This window comes from Pantoea sp. Pa-EAmG, assembly GCF_030024295.1.
In the GTDB taxonomy this organism is placed as follows: Bacteria; Pseudomonadota; Gammaproteobacteria; order Enterobacterales; family Enterobacteriaceae; genus Pantoea; species Pantoea dispersa.
In genome coordinates, this window is record NZ_JASEWO010000411.1 from 1 (window position 1) to 619 (window position 619).

At 55.1% G+C, this 619-nt stretch carries 1 protein-coding gene; it reads right to left on the bottom strand.

Going from position 1 to position 619, the window contains the following annotated elements; all coding sequences use genetic code 11:
- Positions 1–416 precede the first annotated feature (416 nt).
- Positions 417–619 (bottom strand): ogr/Delta-like zinc finger family protein (locus QMM04_RS22970; RefSeq protein WP_282997202.1); only part of this gene is annotated, 203 nt, incomplete at its 5' end.

Here is a 619-nt window from a genome sequence, read left to right on the forward strand (position 1 = left end):
CCTTCAAATCAAAGCCGCCAGCAGGCGGCTTTTTCATTCCTCGCCACCATCGCACCTCAGACGCACCACGCGCACATGATTACAACCAACCACTAACGAACCAACACCAACCACGCCCGCGCCGTTACGACGCGCTCAAACAATAATTATTAATACTAAACACCACCGCTGGCGCGCAATGCTATCCCCGCCACGCCTGCCCGCTTTATGCATCGCTTTTCATGCATGTGCATGAAGCGGGTCGGGCCGCACCCGGTATGGCCTGAACGGAGGAATGCGGTGCATGGTTTTGCATGCAGATCCATGCACGCTATGCATGCATCACTTTTTACAAAGCGGCTGGCCAGAAAAAGGGCTTCGGAAAGGCAAAGGACAGGCACAAAAAAAGCCGCTGATCGGGCAGCGGCTGTGCGGGGTTAATGAACCTGGCGGAATGCAGAACCGTAACGGCCCAGCGTCTGACGTTCTCTTACCGGTTCCGGTGGTGCTTCCGGTTTTGTTTCCGGCTGTGGCGGTGCGGTGATGACCTTGGTGATGCTCTCATTCGTCTTGAAGGTGCAGGAACAGTCCAGGTTAGTGCACTGGTGATAACGCTCTTTCACCTGTTCGGACATATAGC